Annotated in this window: 20 protein-coding genes and 2 tRNA genes; 9 read left to right on the top strand and 13 right to left on the bottom strand. The window is 26.8% G+C overall.

What is annotated here, in order from left to right; translation table 11 throughout:
* Positions 1 to 30 precede the first annotated feature (30 nt).
* Positions 31 to 651, bottom strand: a complete 621-nt coding sequence (gene rsmG, locus H0H57_RS01445) for a 16S rRNA (guanine(527)-N(7))-methyltransferase RsmG (RefSeq protein WP_185864051.1) — start codon at positions 649 to 651, stop codon at positions 31 to 33.
* Positions 652 to 727: 76 nt separating this feature from the next.
* On the opposite strand from rsmG, the gene H0H57_RS01440 reads away from it, so the two are divergent.
* Positions 728 to 1,915 (top strand): pyridoxal phosphate-dependent aminotransferase, encoded by a 1,188-nt coding sequence (locus H0H57_RS01440; RefSeq protein ID WP_185864050.1) that lies wholly within the window; start codon positions 728 to 730, stop codon positions 1,913 to 1,915.
* A gap of 24 nt (positions 1,916 to 1,939) precedes the next feature.
* On the opposite strand, the gene H0H57_RS01435 is transcribed toward H0H57_RS01440, so the two are convergent.
* From H0H57_RS01435 to H0H57_RS01420, 4 genes are all read right to left on the bottom strand, one after another.
* Positions 1,940 to 2,014: transfer RNA gene (locus H0H57_RS01435), tRNA-His, on the bottom strand.
* Positions 2,015 to 2,047: 33 nt separating this feature from the next.
* Positions 2,048 to 3,121 carry a diphosphomevalonate/mevalonate 3,5-bisphosphate decarboxylase family protein gene (locus tag H0H57_RS01430; protein WP_238784338.1) on the bottom strand — a complete coding sequence of 358 codons (1,074 nt, stop codon included), beginning with the start codon at positions 3,119 to 3,121 and terminating at the stop codon, positions 2,048 to 2,050.
* A gap of 13 nt (positions 3,122 to 3,134) precedes the next feature.
* Positions 3,135 to 4,529, bottom strand: a complete 1,395-nt coding sequence (locus H0H57_RS01425; protein ID WP_185864049.1) for a dicarboxylate/amino acid:cation symporter — start codon at positions 4,527 to 4,529, stop codon at positions 3,135 to 3,137.
* Positions 4,530 to 4,574: 45 nt separating this feature from the next.
* Positions 4,575 to 4,645, bottom strand: a tRNA-Gln gene (locus H0H57_RS01420).
* Between the two features lie 119 nt (positions 4,646 to 4,764).
* Between H0H57_RS01420 and rpsP the strand changes: the two genes are divergently transcribed.
* Positions 4,765 to 5,109: a 30S ribosomal protein S16 gene (rpsP, locus tag H0H57_RS01415; RefSeq protein WP_185864048.1), complete on the top strand. Its 345-nt coding sequence runs from the start codon at positions 4,765 to 4,767 to the stop codon at positions 5,107 to 5,109.
* Here rpsP and truB read toward each other — a convergent pair.
* From truB to gyrB, 3 genes are read right to left on the bottom strand one after another with little or no spacing between them, the layout of a single operon-like run.
* Positions 5,106 to 5,810 (bottom strand): tRNA pseudouridine(55) synthase TruB, encoded by a 705-nt coding sequence (gene truB / locus H0H57_RS01410; protein WP_185864047.1) that lies wholly within the window; start codon positions 5,808 to 5,810, stop codon positions 5,106 to 5,108. The two genes, rpsP and truB, sit on opposite strands and share 4 nt — an antisense overlap.
* Positions 5,807 to 6,598, bottom strand: a complete 792-nt coding sequence (locus H0H57_RS01405; protein WP_185864046.1) for an undecaprenyl-diphosphate phosphatase — start codon at positions 6,596 to 6,598, stop codon at positions 5,807 to 5,809. The genes truB and H0H57_RS01405 overlap by 4 nt, the downstream gene beginning before the upstream one ends.
* Before the next feature lie 27 nt (positions 6,599 to 6,625).
* On the bottom strand, positions 6,626 to 8,542 hold the full coding sequence (gene gyrB, locus H0H57_RS01400) for a DNA topoisomerase (ATP-hydrolyzing) subunit B (protein ID WP_185864045.1): 1,917 nt from the start codon (positions 8,540 to 8,542) through the stop codon (positions 6,626 to 6,628).
* A 79-nt stretch (positions 8,543 to 8,621) separates the two neighbouring features.
* Here gyrB and argH point away from each other — a divergent pair, with 79 nt between their 5' ends.
* Positions 8,622 to 10,010: an argininosuccinate lyase gene (gene argH, locus H0H57_RS01395; RefSeq protein ID WP_185864044.1), complete on the top strand. Its 1,389-nt coding sequence runs from the start codon at positions 8,622 to 8,624 to the stop codon at positions 10,008 to 10,010.
* Here the strand turns inward: argH and trmD are convergent.
* On the bottom strand, positions 9,988 to 10,656 hold the full coding sequence (trmD, locus tag H0H57_RS01390) for a tRNA (guanosine(37)-N1)-methyltransferase TrmD (RefSeq protein WP_185864043.1): 669 nt from the start codon (positions 10,654 to 10,656) through the stop codon (positions 9,988 to 9,990). The genes argH and trmD overlap by 23 nt on opposite strands.
* 91 nt (positions 10,657 to 10,747) lie before the next feature.
* Here trmD and der point away from each other — a divergent pair, with 91 nt between their 5' ends.
* From der to H0H57_RS01375, 3 genes are read left to right on the top strand one after another with little or no spacing between them, the layout of a single operon-like run.
* On the top strand, positions 10,748 to 12,070 hold the full coding sequence (der, locus tag H0H57_RS01385; RefSeq protein ID WP_185864042.1) for a ribosome biogenesis GTPase Der: 1,323 nt from the start codon (positions 10,748 to 10,750) through the stop codon (positions 12,068 to 12,070).
* A 46-nt stretch (positions 12,071 to 12,116) separates the two neighbouring features.
* Positions 12,117 to 12,728 (top strand): Holliday junction branch migration protein RuvA, encoded by a 612-nt coding sequence (gene ruvA / locus H0H57_RS01380; RefSeq protein ID WP_185864041.1) that lies wholly within the window; start codon positions 12,117 to 12,119, stop codon positions 12,726 to 12,728.
* Positions 12,729 to 12,784: 56 nt separating this feature from the next.
* Positions 12,785 to 15,094 (top strand): inorganic phosphate transporter, encoded by a 2,310-nt coding sequence (locus H0H57_RS01375; protein ID WP_185864083.1) that lies wholly within the window; start codon positions 12,785 to 12,787, stop codon positions 15,092 to 15,094.
* Here H0H57_RS01375 and H0H57_RS01370 read toward each other — a convergent pair.
* Entirely contained in the window at positions 15,083 to 16,078 is a 996-nt protein-coding gene (locus tag H0H57_RS01370) for a LuxE/PaaK family acyltransferase (RefSeq protein ID WP_185864040.1), read from the bottom strand. The two genes, H0H57_RS01375 and H0H57_RS01370, sit on opposite strands and share 12 nt — an antisense overlap.
* Positions 16,068 to 16,577 carry a CvpA family protein gene (locus H0H57_RS01365; protein ID WP_185864039.1) on the bottom strand — a complete coding sequence of 170 codons (510 nt, stop codon included), beginning with the start codon at positions 16,575 to 16,577 and terminating at the stop codon, positions 16,068 to 16,070. Before H0H57_RS01365 ends, H0H57_RS01370 begins: the two co-directional genes overlap by 11 nt.
* A 42-nt stretch (positions 16,578 to 16,619) precedes the next feature.
* On the opposite strand from H0H57_RS01365, the gene H0H57_RS01360 reads away from it, so the two are divergent.
* Together H0H57_RS01360 and pheS are read left to right on the top strand one after the other, a co-directional pair.
* Positions 16,620 to 16,982: a hypothetical protein gene (locus H0H57_RS01360; protein WP_185864038.1), complete on the top strand. Its 363-nt coding sequence runs from the start codon at positions 16,620 to 16,622 to the stop codon at positions 16,980 to 16,982.
* A 6-nt stretch (positions 16,983 to 16,988) separates the two neighbouring features.
* Entirely contained in the window at positions 16,989 to 17,975 is a 987-nt protein-coding gene (gene pheS / locus H0H57_RS01355) for a phenylalanine--tRNA ligase subunit alpha (RefSeq protein ID WP_185864037.1), read from the top strand.
* Here the strand turns inward: pheS and rlmB are convergent.
* Both rlmB and H0H57_RS01345 read right to left on the bottom strand, forming a co-directional pair.
* Positions 17,959 to 18,720: a 23S rRNA (guanosine(2251)-2'-O)-methyltransferase RlmB gene (gene rlmB, locus H0H57_RS01350; RefSeq protein WP_185864036.1), complete on the bottom strand. Its 762-nt coding sequence runs from the start codon at positions 18,718 to 18,720 to the stop codon at positions 17,959 to 17,961. The genes pheS and rlmB overlap by 17 nt on opposite strands.
* A 363-nt stretch (positions 18,721 to 19,083) precedes the next feature.
* Positions 19,084 to 19,347 (bottom strand): YtxH domain-containing protein, encoded by a 264-nt coding sequence (locus H0H57_RS01345; protein WP_185864035.1) that lies wholly within the window; start codon positions 19,345 to 19,347, stop codon positions 19,084 to 19,086.
* Between the two features lie 104 nt (positions 19,348 to 19,451).
* Here H0H57_RS01345 and murB point away from each other — a divergent pair, with 104 nt between their 5' ends.
* Positions 19,452 to 20,474 carry a UDP-N-acetylmuramate dehydrogenase gene (gene murB / locus H0H57_RS01340; RefSeq protein ID WP_185864034.1) on the top strand — a complete coding sequence of 341 codons (1,023 nt, stop codon included), beginning with the start codon at positions 19,452 to 19,454 and terminating at the stop codon, positions 20,472 to 20,474.
* Positions 20,475 to 20,575 lie beyond the last annotated feature (101 nt).

The raw sequence follows: 20,575 nt of genomic DNA, 5'->3' as shown, positions 1-20,575 counted from the left end.
TTTGTAATTTTAATCAGTTTTTATTATTTATTAAATGTTGGAAATCCAAATAACTTTTTTTTTTCTAAAAAATGGTTCTTCAAAATAATGATTTAAAGGATATTCTATTGCATGAGGAAATTTTTTTAATTCATCATAAAGATTTCCTCCTTTTAGATATAAAGCTCCATTTTGAATTCTAGAATTGGATTTATATTTAAACTTATCTTTTATCCAATTATGGATTATATTTATTTTATTGACAGCTCTAGTAACTACAAAATCAAATTTATTTTCTAATTTTTCTGCACGTATCCAAATAGGATACGCATTTTTCAAATGAAGATGATATATGATTTGTTCTATAATTTGAATTTTTTTCCTAATAGAATCCACTAATATAAATTTTGTATGAGGAAAAACTATGGATAAAGGAATTCCAGGAAATCCTCCTCCTGTACCTAAATCCATAACACATGATCCAGGATAAAAATAAAATACTTTAGCGATTCCTAAACAAAAAAGGACGTGTTGTTGATAAAAATCGTGAAATGTTTTTCTAGAAACTAGATTCACATATACATTCCAATACGCATATAAATTTTTTAAAGAATACAATCTATATATTTGTTGGTTCAATAAATATGGAAAATATTTTTTAATTAATTTCATATTAATGGATCAATAAACTTATAACCAAATTTATTTAGATTTGTAATCATTTCAAATAATTCCAATAAAAATTTCTATGAAAAATAGATTATCTCATCGTTTACAGAATATATCTTATTCACAAACCATAGCTATGTCATCCAAAGCAAGAAAATTAAAAAATAAAGGTTATGACATTATAAACTTGAGTTTAGGAGAACCCGATTTTTCCCCTCCTAATTTTGTTTTATCCGCTGCGAAAAAAGCTATAGATGAAGGGTATCATTATTATACTCCAGTATCCGGATATTTCGAACTGAAAAAAGTAATATGCAAAAAATTCTACCGTGATAATCGATTACAATATACTCCTTCTCAAATCGTAGTTTCTACCGGAGCCAAACAAGCTATAATGAATGTTCTTTTATCTTTGTTGAATAAAGATGATGAAGTTATTATTCCCGCTCCTTATTGGGTTAGTTATTTACAAATGGTAAAGTTTTGTGAATCTTATCCTGTTATAATTCCAACAGTTATGGAGAACAATTTTAAGATTGATCCATATCAACTAGAAAAAGCTATTACATCTAAAACAAAATTATTTCTTTTCAGTACTCCTTGTAATCCTACCGGAAGTGTTTATTCTTATAAAGAATTAAAAGATTTATCAGAAGTTTTTAAAAAATATCCACAAATTATGATTCTTTCTGATGAAATCTATGAACATATTTGTTACTCAGAAAAACATACTAGTATTGCTATATTTCCTGATATCTTTCATCAAGTTATCACAGTGAATGGATTATCTAAGGCTTTTTCTATGACAGGTTGGAGAATTGGATATATTGGAGCTCCAGAATGGATTGCTCAATCTTGTGATAAAATACAGGGACAGATGACATCTTGTGCTAATTCTATTGCACAGATAGCTGCTATTACTGCATTATCAGCTCACCCCAATAAAATAGAATATATGATCAAAGAGTTTGAAAAAAGAAAAAATTTAGTTTTGGATATGATAAAAAAAATTGATGGATTTCAATTTTATCAACCGAATGGAGCTTTTTATATTTTTCCAAAAGTTTCAGGTTTTTTTGGAAACAAATTACATGGAAAAATGATTCAAAATTCATATGAATTTTCTGAATTTTTACTTGAAAAAGCTCAAGTAGCTACCGTTAGTGGCAGTGCTTTTGGGGATAATGAATGTTTACGAATTTCTTATGCTTCATCAGAATATAAAATCATAGAAGCTTTTACAAGAATCAAAAAGATATTAAATTAATTATTATACAAATTTTGTGTTGTGGGTGGACGACCGGATTCGAACCGGCGACCCTCAGAACCACAATCTGATGCTCTAACCCAACTGAGCTACGTCCACCAAAATACAAAAAAACAAATATAACTAATAATTCTACAAACAAAAACTTTCTATAATTTTCTTACAATAAGAAAATAAATCACTATATATCCATTTTAAGATGAATGTTTTTTCTTGAATAGGATATAAAAGATGAACATTGGCACCTGCATCTAGTGTAAAATAAATATTTTTATTACTATGTTTTCTAAAATCCCATACCGTATGAATGACGTTCAGAGTATTTGGTTTCATCCATAAACAATAGGGACGAGAGGTCATGATCATGGCATGAAGAGTCAAAGCTTCATGTTCTATTAATTCTCCAAATTCTTGAAAATCTCCTATTTTTAATATAGATATAAGTCTATTCATATTTTTATTAGCACATTTCAATCTATTTCTAGCATAAGGATGATTTTTCATTAATTGATGACCTTTTGAACTCAAAATTTTTTTAGGTTTATCATCTATGATTAAAATAGTATTTTCTATTTTTGTAAAAATGGAATGGACTTCATATGGATATGGTATAGCATAAAGATTATTACTTTCTTTTATGGATTTATGACATCCCCAAACAACAAGTCCAGGATAAATAGATCGGCAAGCACTTCCAGAACCTAATCTGGATAAAAAAGAAGCTTTTTTGAAAAAAAAATCTTCTTTTAAAGAGGAAACTAATTTCTTTTCTATTTTCATGATACATAATGCTAAAGCACTCATGGAAGAAGCAGAAGAAGCTATACCACTACTATGTGGAAAAGTATTATAGGTTTCTATAATAAAATTCAAATTTTGTAAATAGGAACAATAAAGTGAAATTCTATGAAAAAATTCTAAAATTTTTGGAAGAAAACTAGTTTTTTCTTTTCCTGAAAAGAATATTTTTATAGAGAAATTCCTATTTTTTTTTTCTTTATAAATTAATCGTGTAACTGTGTATACTTCTCCTAAAGAATAACTAATAGACGAATTCAACGGGATTTGAATTTTATTATTCTGTTTTCCCCAGTATTTAATTAAAGCGATATTGGAATGACTCTTGCTTGTGACTACTCCATTTGGTTGGTCTACTATAGAAGATTGTTTTTTTCTATAAAAAAAAATTTTTTCTTCAAAATTCAATTACGAATCATTTTTACTTTTTTTGAATATAATCTAACATTTTTTTTTCATCCAATTCTCCTTCAGAACGAGCTATGACACAACTCGCTAATCCATTTCCTATGACATTCACGGTAGTCCTAGCCATATCCATTAATTCATCTATTCCTATAATAGCTAATATAGGCCAAGTTGGTAATCCAAAAGAAGACACAGTCGCCAAAAGAATTACTAAAGATGCTCTAGGAACTCCAGCAACTCCTTTACTAGTTAAAATTAACGTCAGTCCTATAAATATTTGTTGACTAAAACTCAAAGGAATACCAGAAGCTTGTGCAACAAAAACAGTTGCTAAAGATAAATAAAGAGTGGTTCCATCTAAGTTAAAGCTATAACCTGTAGGAATCACAAAAGCTATGATTTTTCTGGGAACACCTAATTTTTCTAAATTTTCCATAAGTAAAGGTAAGGCGGATTCGGAACTTGTAGTCGCAAACGCGAGTGATACAGGTTCAGTTAATGCTTTTACAAAACCTTTTAAAGGAACTTTAATCCACAAAAGAATAGGAAGTAAAACAACTATCAAAAAAATAAGTAAAGCAATATAAAGAGTCAATAACAATTGAAATAAATTGTATAAAATATCCAATCCCATATGTCCTACTGTATAAGCAATGGCGGCCCCTACTCCTATAGGAGCAAAATACATAATAATTTTAGTAAATTTGAACATGATTTCTGAAATACTTTCTGCAAACAGTAATATTGGACTTCGTTTTTTATCTTCTAAAAAAACCATGGATATCCCAAATATAACGGAAAATACCACTATAGGCAATACATCTCCATGATAGATGGATTTTATAAAATTTTCCGGAAAAACATGAAGAATTGTATCTTGCCAAGTTTTACTTTCTACTTTCGGTAATTGTTGTTCCGTCATTCCTGAAGGCATAACAATGCCTACTCCAGCCTGAGATATATTAATTGCAATAAGACCAATAAACAAAGCTAAAGTTGTCACCACTTCAAAATATAGTAAGGATTTCCATCCCATGCTACCTAATTGTTTAATATTAGAATGACTGGCTATTCCAACTACCAAAGTGGAAAACAATATTGGAGCAATGATAGTTTTAATCAATCTCAAAAATATTTGAGATAAAAATCTGAGTTCCACAGCAATTTTTGGCATATCTAATCCCATTTCTATTCCTATGATAATGGATAATAAAATCCAAGTAGTTAAGTCTTTTTTCATAAACGAATACAATATGAAAATAGATATCACGAAACATCTTAATATACAAAGATTAAATTTATCTAATCCTAATAAGGATTTTGATAAATGAATAAAGACATATGCTAAAACACTTAAAAAAGCTATTAATAAAACTTTTTCTTTTTTTATTTTCATTCCAATACTCATTTTTTTCTATGAAGAATCCAATCAATCCAATAATCAGGGAACATACAGACCCGTAGGGACTCGAACCCCAACTAACAGAACCAAAATCTGCTGTGCTACCGTTACACAACGGGTCTATGGAAAAATGTAAATATATACCATTTTTTTTCAAAAACATGATAATTATATCTAAATTTGGGCTACTGTTCTATAAAAACCTTAAAAGGTTTCATATATAATATAAATTAATATAATTATGTCCGTAAAAATTCGTTTAAAAAGAATTGGAAAAAAACATAAACCTATTTATCATATAGTTGTAGCGGATTCTCGTGCTCCGAGAGATGGAAAATTTATTGAAAAATTAGGAACTTATAATCCCCATACGGATCCTCCTTCAACTGTATTGAAAATGCAACATGCTCTATCCTGGTTAATGAAAGGGGCACAACCTACCAATACGGTAAAATCCATTTTTTGTAAAACCGGTGTTTTATTGAAAAAACATTTATTAGAAGGAGTCAAAAAGGGCGTATTAACTAATGAAGAACACCAAATAAAATTTCATGCATGGTACAACCAAAAATATAAAAAAATTTAATCCAATAAATAACATGGAAATTCTTTTGAAATTTTTAATTCTATAGAAGAACAATTCATAGAAAAATTTCCTATCCGTTCTCTTTTTAAAGAGAGTAGATAAGCTCCGCTTCGAAGAGCTTTACCAAAATCTTGAGCTATAGATCGAATATAAGTCCCTTTTCCACATTCTATAAAAAATTTTATGTAGGGAATTCCTATTTTTAGGATATGAAATTTATAAATTTTTACACGTCTGGATTGTCGAACTATTTTTATTCCTTTTCTAGCATATTCATAGAATCTTTTTCCTTTTGTTTTTAAGGCAGAAAAAGATGGAGGATATTGATCTATTTCTCCTAAAAATTTTTTAGATATTTTTTTTATCAATTTAGGAGTAATATGCAAAATGGAAGAAAAATTATACTCTTCTGTTTCTGAATCAGAAGATAAGGTTTCGCAGCCTAATTTTATAATACCTGTATAAACTTTTTTATAATTTTGAATTTCATTTACTTTTTTCGTATATTTTCCTGTTAGGACAATTAATAAACCTGTAGCAAAAGGATCTAAAGTTCCTGCATGTCCGATTTTAAAATTTTCTTTAGTAGTATTAAGAATATACCTTCTGATTTTTTTAACAATCTTAAAAGAAGTCCATCCCCATGGTTTATCTACTAACAATATTTTTCCATTTTTAAATTCTGATAAATTTTGATTCAAAATTTTCCAATCGGTTTGATGAAATAATGTACAATAAAAAAACAAATTCCTAAAACAATTCTATAGTATCCGAATAATTTAAAATTATTTAAATATGTTATGAAACATTTGATAGCTATTATTCCAGTTACAAAAGATACTATATTTCCTAATAACAATAATTCTAAATCTTTCAATGTGAAAGAATTTGATTGAAAATAATAGTCGAATAATTTTTTACATGTAGCAATTCCAATAACAGGTATAGATAAAAAAAAAGAAAATTCAATAGCTTTTATTTTATTCACTTTTTGTAGCATACAAGCAACAATGGTTGTTGCACTTCTAGACACTCCTGGAATTAAAGCCATACATTGAAATAATCCAATAATAAAAGCTTTTGAGTAAGTAATATGATTTTTTATATTATAAAAATTTTTTTCATAAAACATTTCTACTTTCACAATCACTAATCCTCCTATCATAAGAGATAAAGCGACTATTAGTGGTTGATCTAAAAAAAAATTGATAATTTTGTTCAATAACAAACCAAAAAGCCCTACAGGAAAACTAGCTAAAAAAATTTTGAGATAAAAATCCAATTTTTGAAAAAAGAACTTGTTTCTATACAAGAAAATTACAGATAAAATGGCTCCAAACTGAACAGAAATAAGAAATAAATTAGTGATTTTATTTTCTAGTATTCCCATTATAGAAGCGGCAAGAATCATGTGTCCTGTAGAAGAAATCGGAAAAAATTCTGTCATTCCCTCAATGATCCCTAATAGGATTGATTGAATATAATTCATAACGACGATTAATAATTTTTAAACAAACTAAACATCAATTTTTGCATGTATCGCATTTTTTTCTATAAAATTTCTTCGTGGGGGAACTTCGTCTCCCATAAGAATGGAGAAAATTTTGTCTGCTTCCGAATCATCGTCTATATTTACTTGACGTAAAGTTCTTTTTTTTGGATTCATAGTTGTTTCCCAAAGTTGTTCTGCATTCATTTCTCCTAATCCTTTATATCGTTGTATATTGACTGATTTTCTCCCTCCTAATTGATGGATAATGGTTTCTCTTTCTTGATCATTCCAAGCATATTGAGAATGATTTCCTTTTCGAATAAAATAAAGTGGAGGTGTAGCAATATAAATGTATCCTTCTTTTATTAAGGGTTTCATATAACGAAAAAATAATGTTAAAATTAAAGTAGAAATATGACTTCCATCTATATCTGCATCTGTCATAATAATAATTTTATTATATCTAAGTTTTTTGATATTTAATATTTTTTGATCTTCTTCTGTTTCAATAGAAACTCCTAGAGAAGTAAATATATTTTTTATTTCCTCATTTTCAAATATTTTATACTGCATAGCTTTTTCCACATTTAGAATTTTCCCTCGCAAAGGTAAAATAGCTTGAAATTTTCTATCTCTTCCTTGTTTAGCTGTCCCTCCGGCAGAATCTCCTTCTACTAAATAAATTTCACAGTCTTCTGGATTATTGAAAGAACAATCCGCGAGTTTTCCAGGTAAAATACTACTTATAGGAGTCTTTTTCTGTATTAATTCACGAGCCTTTTTAGCTGCTTGACGCGCTTTAGCTGCTAATGTAATTTTATCAAAAATTTTTTTTCTATCACTAGGGTTTTCTTCTAGATAACTATACAATGCATCTCCCACAATTTTATCCACAATGCCTCCCACTTCGTGATTACTTAATTTTGTTTTAGTTTGTCCTTCAAATTGAGGGTCCATTACTCTCACAGATATAATAGCTGTAATCCCTTCTCGAAGATCATCTCCAGTGAATTCTATTTTATGAGATAAAAAACCCTCTGAATATTTTTTAAACGTTCTTGTTAATGCTCTTCGAAAACCAGAAAGATGAGTTCCTCCTTCATTAGTATTGATGTTGTTAACATAAGAATAAATTTTTTCTTTAAAAGAAGTATTGTATTGCATTGCGACTTCTACAATTGTATTATCTTTCTCTCCTTCAATAAAAAGGATTTTTTTGGTTAAAGACTCCTGATTTTTATCTAAAATAGGTAGGTATTCTCTTAATCCATTTTTAGAAAAAAAATGTTCTTTTATCTCTTTTCTTTCATCTTTTAAAAATAAATACAAACCTTTATTTAAAAAAGATAATTCTTTTAATCGATTAGCTAAAATTTCATAATGATATATAATGGAATTAAAAATAGAATAATCAGCAAGATAATAAATTTTTGTTCCTTGCAGATTAGTTTTTCCTAAACATTTGACAGAATAAAGGGCTTTTCCTTTAAAATACTCTTGTTGATAAATTTTATTGTTACGATAAATTGTAACTATAAGTTTTTCAGACAGAGCATTGACACAAGATATTCCTACTCCGTGTAATCCTCCAGAAACTTTATAAGAATTTTTATCAAATTTACCACCTGCTCCAATTTTAGTCATTACGACTTCTAGAGCCGATTTTTTTTCTTTTTTATGAACGTCTATTGGAATTCCACGTCCATTATCAAGTACAGTGATAAATCCATTTTTATGAATGGTTACCCATATTTTATTGCAAAAACCTGCTAAAGCTTCATCTACAGAATTATCTATGACTTCGTAAACTAAATGGTGTAAACCTCTAATTCCTACGTCTCCAATATACATAGAGGGTCTGAGTCGAATATGTTCGATTCCTTCAAGAGATTGAATACTATCTGCTGTATAATCTTTGATTGTATTATGTTTTTTATTCATACATCCATGAATTTTATTTTTTACATAAAATTTATAGTTTTATCTTAGAATTCATCAAAGATAGAAAAAATATTATTCCGTGAAAATTTGGGAAAAAAAAACGAATTTTCGTTTCAATAAAGAAATCGAAAGTTTTACTTCAAGTAAGGATTCAAAAATAGATTTATTTTTAGCCCCACATGATGTTATGGGAACCATAGCTCATGTTATTATGTTGAAGAGTATAGGATTATTAAATCAAAAAGATTTCAAAATTTTAATTCAGGAATTGCGTAACATTTATGTTTACGAAATTTTAAAAAATAAATTTAAGATAGATGAAGGAATAGAAGATATTCATTCTCAGATCGAATTTTTGTTAACCAATCGTTTAGGAGAAGTCGGAAAAAAAATCCATACTGGAAGATCCAGAAATGATCAAATTTTGGTGGATTTAAAACTTTTTGTTCGTACAGAAATCAAGGAAATTGTAGACATGACTTATACTTTTTTTGATTTATTATTAAAATTAAGTGAACAACATCAAAACATATTAATGCCTGGTTATACTCATTATCAAATAGCGATGCCTTCTTCTTTTGGTCTTTGGTTTGCTGCATATGCAGAAAGTTTAATAGATGATTTACTATTAATGCGAACCGCATATTGTATTGTAAACAAAAATCCTTTAGGTTCCGCTGCAGGTTATGGATCTTCTTTGCCTTTAAATCGAAAAATGACAACCCATTTACTTGGGTTTGAAAATTTAAATTATAATGTAGTATATGCTCAAATGGGACGTGGAAAAATGGAAAGAATTGTTTCAGAATCTATCTCTTCTTTGGCAAGAACTTTAAGTAAAATGTCACAAGATATTTGTTTATATTTAAGCCAAAATTTTAATTTTATTAGTTTTCCTGATCATCTTACTACCGGATCTAGCATTATGCCTCATAAGAAAAATCCAGATGTTTTTGAGATAATACGAGCTAAATGTAATAGAATTACATCGTTACCTAACGAAATTTCTTTGATTTCTTCTAATTTATGTTCCGGATATCATAGAGATTTTCAAATCATTAAAGAAAGATTTTTTCCTATTTTTGAAGAAATAAAAAAATGTTTTTTCATGTTTCAATATATGTTGAATCATATCACAGTAAAAAAGGATATTCTTCAGGATGAAAAGTATCAATACTTGTTTAGTGTAGAAGTAGTGAACAAGCTGGTTGTTGAAAAAGGATATTCTTTTAGGAAAGCTTATCAAAAAGTAGGTTTAGATATTCAAAATGGATGTTTCAAACCTTTTACTAAGAGTTGTTATTCTCATGAAGGAAGTATAGGAAATTTGTGTAACACACAAATTAGAAATTTGATGCAAGATGTTCTCAAAGAATTTGATTTTGATCAAATCGATCAAGTTATAAAACGATTAATTTATAGCAAAATCTATTTTGACGAATCCTCTAAGAATCCGATTTTTGTTTAAATTGCATGGATTTTTGATCCAACCAATCTTTTATTTTTTTATGATGTCCAGATAAAAGTATTTTTGGAACAGACCATCCTTTATAAATCACTGGACGAGTATAAATGGGAGGAGCTATGAAAGATTCTCTTTGAAAAAAAGAATCTGTAAGAATGGAATCTTGATTTTGTATTACTCCAGGTAACAATCTAACTATAGATTCTACAACAACAGCAGCAGCGAGTTCTCCTCCAGATAAAATATAATTTCCAATAGATATTTCTTTGGATATTAAGTGATCTCTAATTCTTTGATCAATTCCTTTATAACGACCACAAAGAATCAGAATATTTTTCTTATCAATTAAATATTGAGCATATTTTTGTGAAAATAATTTTCCATCAGGAGTCATAAAAATTTTTTCGTCATAATCTCTTTCTGATAAAAGTTTTGAAAAACATTGATATACAGGCTCTATTCTAATGACCATTCCTGATCCGCCTCCATAAGGATAATCATCTACATTTTTTCGTTTTCCTAAACCATATTTACGTAAATCATGAACATGAAGATCAATTACCCCTTTATGAATTGCCCTTTTAATAATAGAATTGGAAAAAGGACTATGAAAAATTTCAGGCACTATACTAACAATATCTATACGCAACGCATTATTTTTTTGTGAATATACACTTTGACTAATAATCTAAGAATGAAACTAATGAAAAAATTCTACCTTTGTGAATAATTTATTAACAATGAATTATATTGTATCTATAGTAGGACGGACCAATGTCGGAAAATCTACTTTGTTTAATCGTCTTGTAGGAAGAAGAAAAGCAATTGTTCATGTTACAAGTGGAGTGACAAGAGATCGTATTTATGGGAGTTCAGAATGGAATGGAGTACAATTTTCTGTAATAGACACGGGAGGTTTTTCTGTTTTAACAAATGATGTACTTGAAAAAGAAATCAGAAACCAAATTTTCATAGCTATTAAAGAATCTGATATTATTTTATTTTTAATAGATATCAAAATAGGAATCTTAGATGCAGATAGAGAAATTGCTCAAATATTAAGAAAAAGTCATAAAATCATTTTATTAGTTGTGAATAAAGTAGATAATGGAAAATCTATATATTCTGATACAGATTTTTTCCGTTTAGGATTTGAAAAATATTACTATATATCAGCTATAAATGGGAGTGGTACGGGAGAATTACTAGATAAATTAATAGAAATATTCAAACAGGAATTTTTGAAACAAAAAGAAAACATATTGGAAAACCAATCTATTCCTCGTTTTTCAATAGTAGGACGTCCTAATGTCGGAAAATCAACTTTGATTAACTCTTTTTTAAATAAAAACCATCACATTGTGACAAATATTTCGGGTACAACCAGAGATAGTCTAGATGTATTTTACAAAAAATATGAATGTATTTTAGTAGATACACCTGGAGTCAGAAAAAAATCAAAAATCAGAGAAAACATTGAATTTTATTCTACTATGAGAACGTTTAAAACAATAGAATATGCGGATGTTTGTTTTTTAATGATAGATGCTGCTTGTGGATGGAAAAAACAGGATATGAATATTTTTAGATTAGTGAAAAAAAATCATAAAGGAATTATAATTCTTGTTAACAAATGGGATTTATTTCATAATAAAAATGTTTCTACACAAGAAGATTACAAATGTTTGATCCGAAAAAAAATTTATCCATTTGACAATGTTCCCATTTTTTTTATATCCGCAAAAAATAAAGATGGAATACACGATATTCTTCCCATGGCTTATCATGTTTTAAAATTCCGTAATCACAGATTAAAAACAAATATTTTAAATAAAATTATGTTACCAATTTTGAAAAAAAAACCTCCTACTCCTAAGAAAAAAAATAAATTCATAACTATAAAATATTGTACTCAGTTGCCTTCATGCACGCCAAAATTTATTTTTTTTTCTAATTTTCCTCAATACATAAACAAATCTTATACAAGATTTGTTGAAAATAAAATTCGTTCTCACTTTGATTTTATAGGAGTCCCCATACAAATCTTTTTTAGAAAAAAATAACTTGTTTAGGTTTTATTATCTATTGAATTGATCAGATCATATTGTTGTGATAACACACTTAAGAGGAAAGTTAGTTAAAAAAACTAAATCTTATTTAATCATAGATTGTCATGGAGTCGGATATCATATTCATATATCCTCATATACCTATTCTTCTTTGTTAGAAGAAGAAGGAAAATGTATTTGTATACATACTTATCTATTTATCAAAGAAAATAAACATATATTGTACGGTTTTTTTGATAAAAAAGAAAGAAAAATATTTTCTTATTTGATATCCGTGAATGGAATAGGTCCAAGTTCTGCTATCATGTTATTATCTTCTATGACTCCATATGAAATAGAAAAATCTATATCTAAAGAAGATATAAAAGTGCTTAACAAAGTTAAAGGAATTGGAACAAAAACAGCTCAAAGAATTATTATAGAACTAAAAGATAAAATTATTAAAGGAATTCTTTCTCAAAAAGAAAAAAACGTGAAACTATTGGAAAATAATCCTTACTTAATAAAAAAAGAAGCTTTAAGTGCTTTGAGTATACTTGGATTTTCTCCTCAAAAGTCTAAAAAAGTTTTGGATGATATTTTGGAGAAAAATCCCGAATTTTCTGTAGAAAATCTCATTAAAGAATCTTTAAAAAAAATTGTAAAATTATAAAAAAAACCTGAAAAATATACTTTTGTTTTTTTGTGAATTCAATAATACCTCTTATTATGAAACTTTTTTATTCCTCAATTATAGTGGTTCTTTTTTTCTTATCTATATTTGATCTTATTGTTGGGTTAATTAATGATGCCGTGAATTTTCTAAATTCTGCTATTGGATCTCAAGTGGCTTCTCGTAGAACTATTATGGTTTTTGCTAGTTTAGGAATTTTATTAGGAGCTTTTTTGTCTAGTGGAATGATGGAAGTAGCAAGAAAAGGAGTTTTTGATCCTTCTTATTTCTATTTTTCAGATATTATTTTTATTTTTTTAGCGGTTATGATATCCGATATTATTTTACTGGATGTTTTTAATACTTTAGGATATCCCACTTCTACTACAGTATCTATGGTTTTTTGTTTATTAGGCGCTGCCTTCAGCATAGCCATGATAAAAATGACTTCTCCATTTAATAATGAACCCTTTCATCATTTAACTCTATATATTAAAGCGGAAAAAACATTCACCATTAGTATAGGAATTTTTTTATCTATTCTCATTTCTTTTACTTCTGGTGCTTTTATTCACTATTTTATTCGTTTTTTATTTAGTTTTGAATATGAAAGTAGATTAAAATATGTAGGGGTCATATGGAGTGCCATTTCATTGAGCAGTATGACTTATTTTCTGTTAGTAAGAGGATTGCATAGTACTTTACAGGGTTTTACGGTTGAAAATTTAACAGGATTTTCTTTATTCATTCAACATTTCATAAAATGGATTCATCATAATTTTTTGATTTTTTTGCTTATATTATTTTCAACGTGGACTGTTATCGCAAAAATATTTGTTTCTTTAGGATATAATATATTAAAATTTGTCGTATTATATGGCACTTTTTCTTTAGCTATGGCTTTTGCAGGAAATGATTTAGTCAATTTTATCGGAATTCCTATAGCTGGTATACAATCTTATAATATATGGAAAGAATCTGGGAGTCCTCCTGCTGAAAAATTCAATATGAAAAGTTTATCTGGAAATGTACAGGCCCCATCTTCCGTTTTAATTTTTGCAGGAATTATTATGATTTTCACTCTTTGGTGTTCCAAAAAAACCAAAAATATAACAAGTACAGAACTGAATTTAAGTAGACAAAATGAAGGACCAGAAAAATTTTTATCCAATTCTTTTTCTAGAGGAATTGTTCGATTTTTTTTATATTTAGGAAATCATTTCTTTATATTGTTTCCTAAAAGATTTCTAGTTAAAATAGAAAAAAACTTTAAGCAAAAAGAAATACAAAAAGAAGACGACGTTGCTTTTGACCTGGTTAGAGCTTCTGCTAATTTAACTATATCCAGTATACTGATATCTATAGCTACAGTTCAAAAACTTCCATTATCTACTACTTTTGTTACTTTTATGGTATCTATGGGTACTTCTCTTTCCGATAGAGCATGGGATAGAGAAAGTGCTGTTTATAGAATTTCAGGGGTATTAAAAGTCATAAGAGGATGGTTTTTAACAGGGATAATGGCCTTTACTATGGCAGGGATCACGGCTTCTTTTTTATACTTTTTGAAAGCATGGGCTCTTTCCTTCCTTATTTGTTTGATTTTATTTGTTTTTTACCGAATTTATAAAACTTATTATAATAATAAGGAGCAAGATCAAAAAATCAAAGAAAAACCGTTTTTTGGAATAGTGAATCTAACTTTAGAGGACACTTTAAGCAAAACCTTAGAGATTCTAAAACCGATTCTTGAATATATTGAAAATATTTACAAAAATAGTATAGAAGGAATTACTCAAGAAAATTTAAAAACTCTTCAAAAGAGTCGAAATCATTTTTTAAAAGTGAAAAAAAATTTTACAAATATTCATAACTCTTTAATTAAAGTGATTAGAAAAACAGAGAATAGAGAACCGATTGCTGGAATCCTTTATCTACATATATACAGCAAAACTAAAGAAATCATTGAATCTTCAGATATTATTACGAATCATACATTGTTTCATGTAATCAATAGCCATAAACCTTTAAAATATCAACAAAAAAAGAATTTACGAATACTTGAACATCTTATGATTGAACATTTTAACATCATAAAAAAAATAACAACAGATAAAAATTGTAAAAAGATTCAATTTTCTTGTACAATACAAAATAAAATTTTGAAAAAAATTGAGGAACAAATGAATCAACAAGTTATGGGAATTATACATAATAAATATGGAACAAAAAACACTTTTTTGATGTTGGATCTTCTTTTACAATCAAAAAAAATGACGGAAAGCATAGAAGAGATCATTCTCTTGTATCACAATGCATTATACAATATTTCATCCAAAAAAGACGCATCTTTTTTAGCTTTTTAAGGGATTCATTAAATTACATCCTCGCATGTCTGAAAAATCCATTCTTCCTAATACTTCGAATTCATTATCATTAATTTTTTTTCCCAAATCTTCGGTAGAAAGAAAAGGACAAGATAAATAATTTGATAAATCAATAATATCAATTCCTCCTATTTTATTGTTATCTACATGTATCAAAGGATCTTCAGGATCTCTTATGTAGATTCTCATCCAAGGAGGACATTGAAATATACCGTTTTTTTTTGCATACGCTTGAGAAAGTATTTCTGTCATTCCATATTCTGAATGAATTTCCTTTACAAAAAAAAATTTTTTTAAAATATCGTGTAATTCTTCTCTAATGATTTCTTTTCTTTTTCCTTTCATCCCTCCTGTTTCCATAATGATGACTTGGTTTTGATTTTTATTTTGTTTCAAATGATTATTTTCTTCTATAAAATCCAATAAAGAAAAACTTAGTCCAAAAATGAAAATATTTTTATCATTTTGATTAAAAATCAGTTTTCTATCTTTATAAGAAGTATAAGGAACAAAATGACTTCCATTTTTATGGGTTTTTTGTATCAAATATTTGACCATGTAAATTAAAGAAGAATCTTTTCGAGATAGAGGAAAAAATCCTAAAAACTTAAATTTCTCTATTGGACCATAAAAAAATTCAAAACTATTTCTAATACTATCAATATAAACACTCAATTTTTTTACATAATGTTTACTTTTTATCCCAGTAGTTCCACTGCTGGTAAAAATACCATCGTAACAATCCGTTCTCTTACTACTCAAAATACGATGCGTTTTAAAAAACGAAATAGGTAAAAAAGGAATTTCAGAAATTTTTTTTATTTTCAATGGATTTATATCTAAGGATTGAAGATAAATTTTATAAATTTTGTTATATTTTATTTGATAATGGAATATATTCCATGTCAAATTCTCGAATTCTTCTTTTTCTAATATAGAAAAAATCTTTTTTTTAAAGTTCATAAAATTTAAAATATAATTCTTTCAATTGTTTAAAACAAGATCCTTTTTGATAGAAAAAAAATTGAAATTCTTTTTCAAAGGAATGTTGTAAAAAATGATAAGGAAAAAGATCTATTTTTTTATTTGCTTCTTTTAAAAAGAAAATACATATAGAAAAACAAAAAAAATATTTAATCATGCCTAATATTCCACCACCCAATCTATCTATAGGTTTCATCCATGTGATAATCATTATGAATTCTATAATTTTTTTAGTTATAAAAGCTATAAAAATAATAGAAAAAATAGAAATTATGATAGAATCAATGATAAAAATATAGGATTTTTTGCTTACTATATTGACTTCTGTTAAGATTTTTGTTACAACATCAAAAACATAAAAACCTTTGAAAATCAACAAAAAAAATATCATAAACATGAATAATTGAGAAATTAATCCTTTTTGATATCCATGATATCCACCATATAAAACTAGAATTATAATAATTATATCTAACATCACTATATTTTACTATTTTGTTTAATACACTAACTAAATCAAATGAAAAAAAAATGTATGCAAGAATTTCATATCAATTGGAATAAAGTCATATCATATATACAAAATAATTTTTCTATAGAAGGAAAAATTGATATAATTGGAATTATTTATATAATAGGAATTCAAGAATTAGGAAAAGGAAAGAATATATTTTTCAATCAAGAAGATAAAATCAATATTCTACATATTGCAATATGTAGAATATTAGAACCTTTTGGTTATTATTTTTTTCTTGGAAAAGATAAGGAAGGATGGCCTCATTATATATTGAAAAATAAGATTCCTTTTAATCCGGAAGAACAATTATTTTTAATAAAAAAAGCTATTATTCGTTATATGAATGACGAAAATATTATTGAATAAAAAAATATGGATCAAAAAAAAATAGAAAAAATTAAAAAAGATCTCCAATGTTTTCATATTAAAACATCTAATGATTTAGAAACATTTAGAATTGAATTTTTAGGTAAAAAAAAGGGAATTATAACAATTTTATTTAAAGAATTAAAAAAAATTTCTATTCATAAAAGAAAAATTTATGGAAAAATTATTAATGAGTTAAAAAAAGAAGCTCAGAATAAAATAAATATTTTTCACTCTAAAAATGAGATTTCAAATGAAAAAGGACTCAAATTCGATCCTACTATACCTGGAACATCGATCGAAATTGGATCCAGACATCCCCTATCTATTTTAAAAAATAGAATAATAGATCTTTTTATAAAAATTGGATTTACTTATGTAGATGGGCCTGAAATAGAAGATGATTGGCATAATTTTACAGCTTTAAATATTCCTATTTTTCATCCATCCAGAGAAATGCAAGATACATTTTTTTTGTGCAAACATCCAGATGTTTTGTTGCGTACACATACTTCTTCTGTGCAAATACGGTATATGAAGAAACACAGTCCGCCTTTTCGTGTGTTGTCTATCGGAAAAGTATATAGAAATGAAACCATTTCATCACGTTCCAATTTCATGTTTCATCAATCGGAAGGATTTTATATAGACAAAAAAGTTTCTTTTTCTGATTTAAAACAAACGATTCATTATTTAATCACTTCTCTTTTTGGAGAAGCAAAAATGAGATTTCGTCCTTCTTATTTTCCATTTACAGAGCCTAGTGCTGAAGTAGATCTATATTGCAATAGTGAATGGATAGAAATTATGGGTTGTGGAATGATAGATCCCCAAGTTTTGAAAAACGTAAATATTGATTCAGAAATTTATTCTGGATTTGCTTTTGGATTAGGAATTGAACGTTTAGCTCTAATAATTTATAAAATAAAAGATATTAGAATTTATTTTGATAATGATATTCGTTTTTTAAAACAATTTAAAAGTGAGTTTTAGATTTATATTTTCTTTGTCTGAAAATTTCATATAAAATCACACCACAAGCTACAGATACGTTTAAAGATGAAATTCCTTTTATAGCTGGAATTTTTGCTTTTTCGTAGGAAATTTTTAAATATTGGGAAGAAATTCCTTTTTCTTCATTTCCTAGTATTAAAGCTGTTGGACCTGAAAAATCAATATTATACCAATATATATTGGATTTTTCTGTAGCAGAAACAATTTTCAATCCAGAGTTCTTCAAAAAATCTATTGTGTTCAATAGATTTTTTTCTTGACATATTGGAACTTTAAATAAAGCACCTGAAGAAGTTTTGATTGCATCAGATCCAATCATCGCTGTATTTTTTTTTGGAATAATGATAGCATCTGCTCCTGCGCATGCAGCAGTTCGTATGATAGATCCGAAATTTCTTACATCTTGAATTCGATCTAGAATGATCAAAAGGGGATTTTTTCCTTTTTCATAAAATATAGGAAGTAAATCTTTTATGTGATACGTTTCTATAGGAGAAAGAATAGCAAAAACTCCTTGATGATTTTTATTTTTCAATTGATAAAATTTTTGTTTTGAAACGTATTGAATTGAAATATGTTTTTTTTTGGAAAGATTTATTAATTTTTTGTAAGCATTTGATGTTTGTCTCAATCCTCTTTGAAAGAAAAGCTTCCTAATATTTTTTTTAGCTAAAATCGCTTCTATCAATGGATGTATTCCATAAACGATTTCTAATTTTTTCATAAATATTATTTTTTACTATTAAATAATTTAATAAAAAATTTATTTAATAAATTTTTTATTAAAAATCGTGTAATTTTTTTACCAAAAAAAAATGTAACAATAAAAATTAAAAAATATGAAAAAGTGAGAATTCCAAATCCAATAACATAATTTCCAACATAAAAAGAAAGAAAAAAACATAAAGAAAGGCTTATTAAAAAAAAAATAAAAATGCAAAATATCAATAATAAAAAATTCAAAAAAACTTCTGTCATGATGGAAATCAATATTTGAATGACTTCATTTCTAAAAATACACCATTTTTTATGGATAAAATTTTTAATAAAAAAGAACATTTTAAAACAATAAAAAACTTATTCAGTTTTAAGTTCCTAATTCATCTTCTACTTGATCTATTTTTTCTATTTTATTTTTTTTCCACTTAGATTCAAAATCTGATTTAATTTTATGCACTTTTTTTCCAATTTTTTTACCAATTTCCTGTAAGGAATCTCTTAATTCTTCTGTTTTTTTTTCTAATATATTTTTGATTTTTTCCTCTTTTTTTGTAGATAATATCATTCCCACTATTAAACCGGCTATGGTTCCTAAAAAGACGCCCCAAAAAAAACTTCCTCCTTTTTTCATAAAAAAAACAATTTTCTATTTTATTTTTATTTACTACGGATAAATTTAATCATACAATATTTACGTACAAAATTGTATTTATGTATTTATGAAATATTTTTCACATGTTCATTCAAAAAAACTTTTCTCTAAAAAAATTTAATACATTTGGAATAAATGTTTATGCTCGTTATTTTGTAGTAGTACAAAGTATAGAAGAAATTCTAAAAATTTTTGATATATATCCATCCATTTCAAAACTTTTTTTAGGAAATGGAAGTAATATTCTTTTTTTAAAAAATTATTATCCGGGATTAATCATGAAAATGGGAATAAAAGGAAAGAAAGTGATCAAAGAAAATCATTCTCAAGTCATTGTTCAAGCTTTTGCTGGAGAAAATTGGAATGAATTTGTAAACTGGACGATTAAAAAAGGATTTAGTGGGTTAGAAAACTTATCATTTATTCCTGGTACAGTTGGAGCTGCTCCCATTCAAAACATTGGAGCATATGGAGCAGAAGTAAAAGATACTTTAATAAAAGTACAAGCATATGAAATCTATAATAGAAAAATAAGAGAATTTACACGTGAAGAATGTCAATTCAAATATCGTTACTCTTTCTTTAAGCATCCTCATTATAGAAATAAATTTCTGATTTTATCTGTTTTTTTTCTTTTAATAAAGAAATATAAACAATTAAATACATCTTATGTGGAAATTCAAAAAGAATTAGAAAATATGAATATTAAAATGCCTACTCTTAACGATTTAAGTCAGGCCATTTTTAATGTTAGACAGAAAAAACTTCCAAATCCAAAAAAAATTGGAAATGCTGGGAGTTTCTTTATCAATCCTACAGTAGGGATTTGTGATTTTAAAAAACTACAACATCAACATCCTACTATCACAGGTTATAGTATTTCTAATCATAAAGTAAAACTATCTGCTAATTCATTAATTGAAAATATAGGATGGAAAGGAAAAAAAATTGGAAATGTAGGAATATATGAAAAAAAACCTATTATTTTAGTAAACTATGGAAAAGCTACTGGAATGGAGATCTATTCTTTTTCAGAAAGAATAACGAAAAACATAAAAAAAAAGTTTGGAATTTCTTTATCGAAGGAAGTAAATATCATACAATAAGTCAAAATTGATCAAATGATTAAATCAATCAAACCATTTACCTTTGTTTTATTTTTTTCCTTTTTTTTGGAATTTTATTTGTAGAATATAATTTTATAAAA

Origin of the sequence: Blattabacterium cuenoti, from assembly GCF_014251755.1 — a bacterium.
GTDB lineage: Bacteria > Bacteroidota > Bacteroidia > Flavobacteriales > Blattabacteriaceae > Blattabacterium > Blattabacterium cuenoti_AN.
Note: the sequence above shows the minus strand (reverse complement) of the source record. Positions and strands in the feature narration are given on the sequence as shown.